Source organism: Pseudorhodoplanes sp., from assembly GCF_046289595.1.
Taxonomy (GTDB): domain Bacteria; phylum Pseudomonadota; class Alphaproteobacteria; order Rhizobiales; family Xanthobacteraceae; genus Pseudorhodoplanes.
In genome coordinates this window covers 1-3,588 of record NZ_JBKBVB010000210.1, presented here as the reverse complement: position 1 = coordinate 3,588, position 3,588 = coordinate 1, and the positions used below count along the sequence as shown (strand labels likewise).

General features: G+C 66.6%; 8 protein-coding genes. 1 reads left to right on the top strand and 7 read right to left on the bottom strand.

All coding sequences use genetic code 11. The features are described 5' to 3' along the window. Window positions 1-339 precede the first annotated feature (339 nt). The 3 genes from ACK41X_RS23075 to ACK41X_RS23065 form a co-directional block, all read right to left on the bottom strand. Entirely contained in the window at window positions 340-813 is a 474-nt protein-coding gene (locus ACK41X_RS23075; protein ID WP_409728551.1) for a DUF2793 domain-containing protein, read from the bottom strand. A 19-nt stretch (window positions 814-832) separates the two neighbouring features. Further along, window positions 833-1,207 (bottom strand): hypothetical protein, encoded by a 375-nt coding sequence (locus tag ACK41X_RS23070; protein ID WP_409728549.1) that lies wholly within the window; start codon window positions 1,205-1,207, stop codon window positions 833-835. Between the two features lie 135 nt (window positions 1,208-1,342). Next, a complete protein-coding gene (locus tag ACK41X_RS23065) occupies window positions 1,343-1,750 on the bottom strand; it encodes a phage major tail protein, TP901-1 family (protein ID WP_409728547.1) in 408 nt (135 codons plus the stop codon). Between the two features lie 44 nt (window positions 1,751-1,794). Between ACK41X_RS23065 and ACK41X_RS23060 the strand changes: the two genes are divergently transcribed. Continuing rightward, a complete protein-coding gene (locus ACK41X_RS23060) occupies window positions 1,795-2,130 on the top strand; it encodes a hypothetical protein (RefSeq protein WP_409728544.1) in 336 nt (111 codons plus the stop codon). 36 nt (window positions 2,131-2,166) lie between these two features. On the opposite strand, the gene ACK41X_RS23055 is transcribed toward ACK41X_RS23060, so the two are convergent. From ACK41X_RS23055 to ACK41X_RS23040, 4 genes are all read right to left on the bottom strand, one after another. Further along, window positions 2,167-2,574, bottom strand: coding sequence for a hypothetical protein (locus ACK41X_RS23055; RefSeq protein ID WP_409728541.1), 408 nt, complete (start codon window positions 2,572-2,574; stop codon window positions 2,167-2,169). Beyond that, entirely contained in the window at window positions 2,564-2,788 is a 225-nt protein-coding gene (locus tag ACK41X_RS23050; protein WP_409728539.1) for a hypothetical protein, read from the bottom strand. The genes ACK41X_RS23055 and ACK41X_RS23050 overlap by 11 nt, the downstream gene beginning before the upstream one ends. Continuing rightward, window positions 2,785-3,315, bottom strand: coding sequence for a hypothetical protein (locus ACK41X_RS23045; RefSeq protein WP_409728536.1), 531 nt, complete (start codon window positions 3,313-3,315; stop codon window positions 2,785-2,787). The genes ACK41X_RS23050 and ACK41X_RS23045 overlap by 4 nt, the downstream gene beginning before the upstream one ends. After that, window positions 3,315-3,588: phage major capsid protein (locus ACK41X_RS23040; protein ID WP_409728534.1), on the bottom strand; the 274-nt coding region annotated here is incomplete at its 5' end. The genes ACK41X_RS23045 and ACK41X_RS23040, both read right to left, overlap by 1 nt.

Genomic DNA, 3,588 nt, shown 5'->3' with positions numbered 1-3,588 from the left:
ACGTCTTCGACGATCATCGCACCGAAATCACCGCCGACATACCAAGCGCCATCACGCGCGAGAGCCGGGCCAGCAAGGACGGTGGTCGACAGCGCCACTGCAATGGCGAGCTTCCGCATAAATCTTCCCCTTTCTTCTGCGTCGGATACCCGACGACAAGGACTCATTACGGTACCGGAGGTTTCGGCGCAAGCACGCTTCACCCCGCACCTGTTGCACAAAGGCCTCAGCTTGCGAAGAAGATGAACCCCCGATGATCAGGCGCACCCCAAACTCCGGGCCGCCCCTCGGGTTGCATGGGAAGATGCCGATTTGGTCAATCGATCAGGCCGTGTGTCCTCAATGCAACAATGATGATGAGACTGCCGCGCGTGCTTCAGTGTCGATTGTCGTTCCACCTGAAGGACTTGGTACCGCCGGCTGGCGGAAACCGACCACTTGCCGCCCCGCAATGACCAGTGCCGCGGCAGGAAGGCTGCCGTCGCTCCACTGGGACCCGTTCCAGTAGAGCCATACGCCGGCGGCCTTATCCCACACGCGTGTGCCCGGCTGCGGCTCGAGGAATCGCCAGCCACCGGCGGTCCACCCGGCAATGCGGTCCTCATGGCCGGTCCAGGCACCGGACGCCCCGGCAGCGACGATCCAGCACTGGCCGATCTCCGGAGTGGCTGGAGGAGCAGCGCTCGGCGGGCCTTCCACGGCGGCCTCGAGCAACAGGTCGACTGCGTTCAGCGCTTCGTTGTGAAAAACCTCCTTCTGGGCCTGTCCCGGCTGCAGCAGGGGCAAAGCGAAGCGCGCGCTCCGTTCCGTCATCGGACCTTCTCCTCGCGAGTCATGAGATGATGATGGTTGCAGGCCGCGACGCAGATTGGGTGCCGAGCTGCACGATTTCGACGGTAACCGGTCCAGGGCCGTCGGTGGCGCGCTCGCCGGCACTGTAGAAATGCGTCGGGTTCAAGACCTCGACGCTGCGTTGGCCGTTGAAGGTCAGGCGGTAACGCTCCTGCTCCTCGCCCGATGGCGTGTCGGCCCCGCTCGGCCATGTCCAGCCTTGGCGGCTTCTGCGCACCCACCGAATTTGCATGCCGCCGCTCACCGACTCAGCCGCGACATGGACCGGTGCCGGTGGCTTCAATGCTTCCCCGGTCAGGGTCAGCGTCGCTTGCGCCGGCTCATCATCGCCGACACCATATACCAGCAGCTCCACTGGAGCTCCCGCCGCGAGACCCGGCTGAAGGTCGATCTCCCTCCGCGGCGACCAGGGCTTCAAAGCTGGGCCGCAGCACCAGCGTCTCGCCGCCTACCTTCAGACCCGCTTCGCCTCGCGCGGCGTTCGCCACGCTCACAGCGCGCTCACCTCGCCCGAGCTTTCGAGGGCGAGCGTATAAGTCCGCTCGCCATTGTAATCGCCGGCATAATCAAGCCGCGTCACCAGAAAGCGCCCCCTCATCCGTTCGCCGCTCTCGAACGACAGCTCGTAATCGTCGAGCAGCCCGGTCAGCGCATTGGTCTTCACCCGCGCCTCGGCCGCTGATCCGGTGAAGATCCCGCTCCCTGCCACCGACACCGACCGAGTCCCCGCCCCGGACAGCAATTCGCGCCATCCGCCGCTGTCCTTGCTGGTGACGTTCACCGCCTCGCCGTTGACCGACAATTGCGTCGTCCGAAGCCCCGCCACGGTCGTGTAGGCAGGCGGCGCCGCTCCATCGCCGACCTTGAGCAGAAAGGCGCTTCCCTTTTCCGCGCTCATGTCCCAATCTCCTTTTTCTCAAGACTCTTACGGAGGGTGCTGCCATGTCCTCTGTCTTCATCGCCCTGCTTGTCCTCGGCACGGGCAACGGCGCCGCGCTTCAGGTCAACGACCCTTCCGCGGCGGCTCGAAACGCCTACACCCAATGTCTGCGCCAATTCATGCAACGCAGCCTCGACGACCGGATGTCGCTCAATGATTTCCGCACCGCGTTGCCCCAGCAATGCGCGCAGCAGGAGCAAGCTTTCCGCCAGGCGCTGATCGCACGCGAAGCATCGTTCCGCACACCTCGCGCCGAGGCCGAGGAAACGGCAACGATGGAAGTCGACGACGCCCGCGCCAACTTCATCCAGCTGTTCGAGAACAATCAGCCGAGCTGACTTGCGCGAAGCCGCGCTACGCCACGTCCCACCATCCTAATCGGGTGCGATGTCCCGCATCATTCGCGCCCGATACTCCGCGACAGCCGTCCATTTGGACGCCGTCTCGCGCAACACGCGCGACCGCAACATCACCAGGTTCGCCAGCGTCCAGCCGCCCAGGTCCGGTCCGACCGTCGCAATCGCCGCCCGAACTCTCTCGCCCAAAATGCGCGCGCGCCCCGGCGCCCCGCCGCCGCAGGTCAGCACCGCCGCGAAGCGCACCTCCGCGCCCTCGCCGCCCTTGAAGCCCCAGTCCGTCTCCGGCCCGATATCGACCATCACAGCGGCGTCTCCCGCCTGGAGCGGCACCCCGTCCGACACCTGGCTGAAACCCGGCGCGTCCCGTAGCGCGGTCAGGAGGTTCGCCACGAGCGCGCTCGCCGCGCCTTGCTCACCGTTCATCACGCGTCTCCGTCACTAACCATCGCAGGTGCGGATCGAGGGCGAACCGCCGGCCGAGCCGCCGACCGACGAGCACGATCCCGTGGCCTTCTTCCACCACCTGCACGCCCTGCGGCGCCAACTCCTTCAGTTTCGCCGCCACCCGTCCGCGGCGGATCGCTGCCCGGCGCGCGGCAATCTCCGCCGCGCGCGCCGCCAACTTTTCGAACATCATCCGAGCCGCATGCGGCGCCACGGCCGCCACAAGGCCGTGACGCACGCCGGTGGCGGTGAGGCCGTTCCGCTACGCTCGGCGTAGAGATGGGCCGCCAGCCGCACGATCCCCTGCCGCAGCGGCTCCGGCAGTCCATTCCAGTCGCCGGCAAGGCCGGCGGTGTAGCGCACCGATGCCCGCCGTTCCGAGCTCGGCACGCGAACCCATCCGTCGCCGGCGGCGTCGATGTCGATCCGGTAGGTGTCCGCCGCCAGCAACGTTTCCGCGCCGTCATTCGCCACGGCGGCCACGGCCTCGATCGCCTGCACCGGTCTCGCTTCAAGCCGCCGCCACGACCCCGGCACGACTATCTCACGCACCTCGCGCGTCATCAGCGGCAACCCGGTAAAGGCCTCGCAGGCCGCACTAGCGCTCCGAACGAACCCGGCGATCAGCGCATCTTCCTCGCTCGTCGCCACCCGCAGGAACGCATTGACCTCGTCGAGCGCCACCGCCGCGGGCGGCGCTTCCATAGCCACCAGCCCCATCACCGGTCCTCCACGCGTAACGTGATCGACCGCTCATCCACCCGCTCGTCGGAAAGGGTAATGCGATTCACCAAGCTGTAGACATGTCCCGCGATGCCGCCGCTCAGCGTCGCGGTTGACCGCGCCATCGCCTCGGAATTCATCACCTGACCGCCCACCCGACGCGTCGCGTAATGGACGAACGGCTTGTTGGTGAACGGATCGCGCAGGATCTGCGTCTCCGCCCGCTCGGCGATCAGATAGCCCGCCTTGAAGTTGCCGAAAGCGATCGAC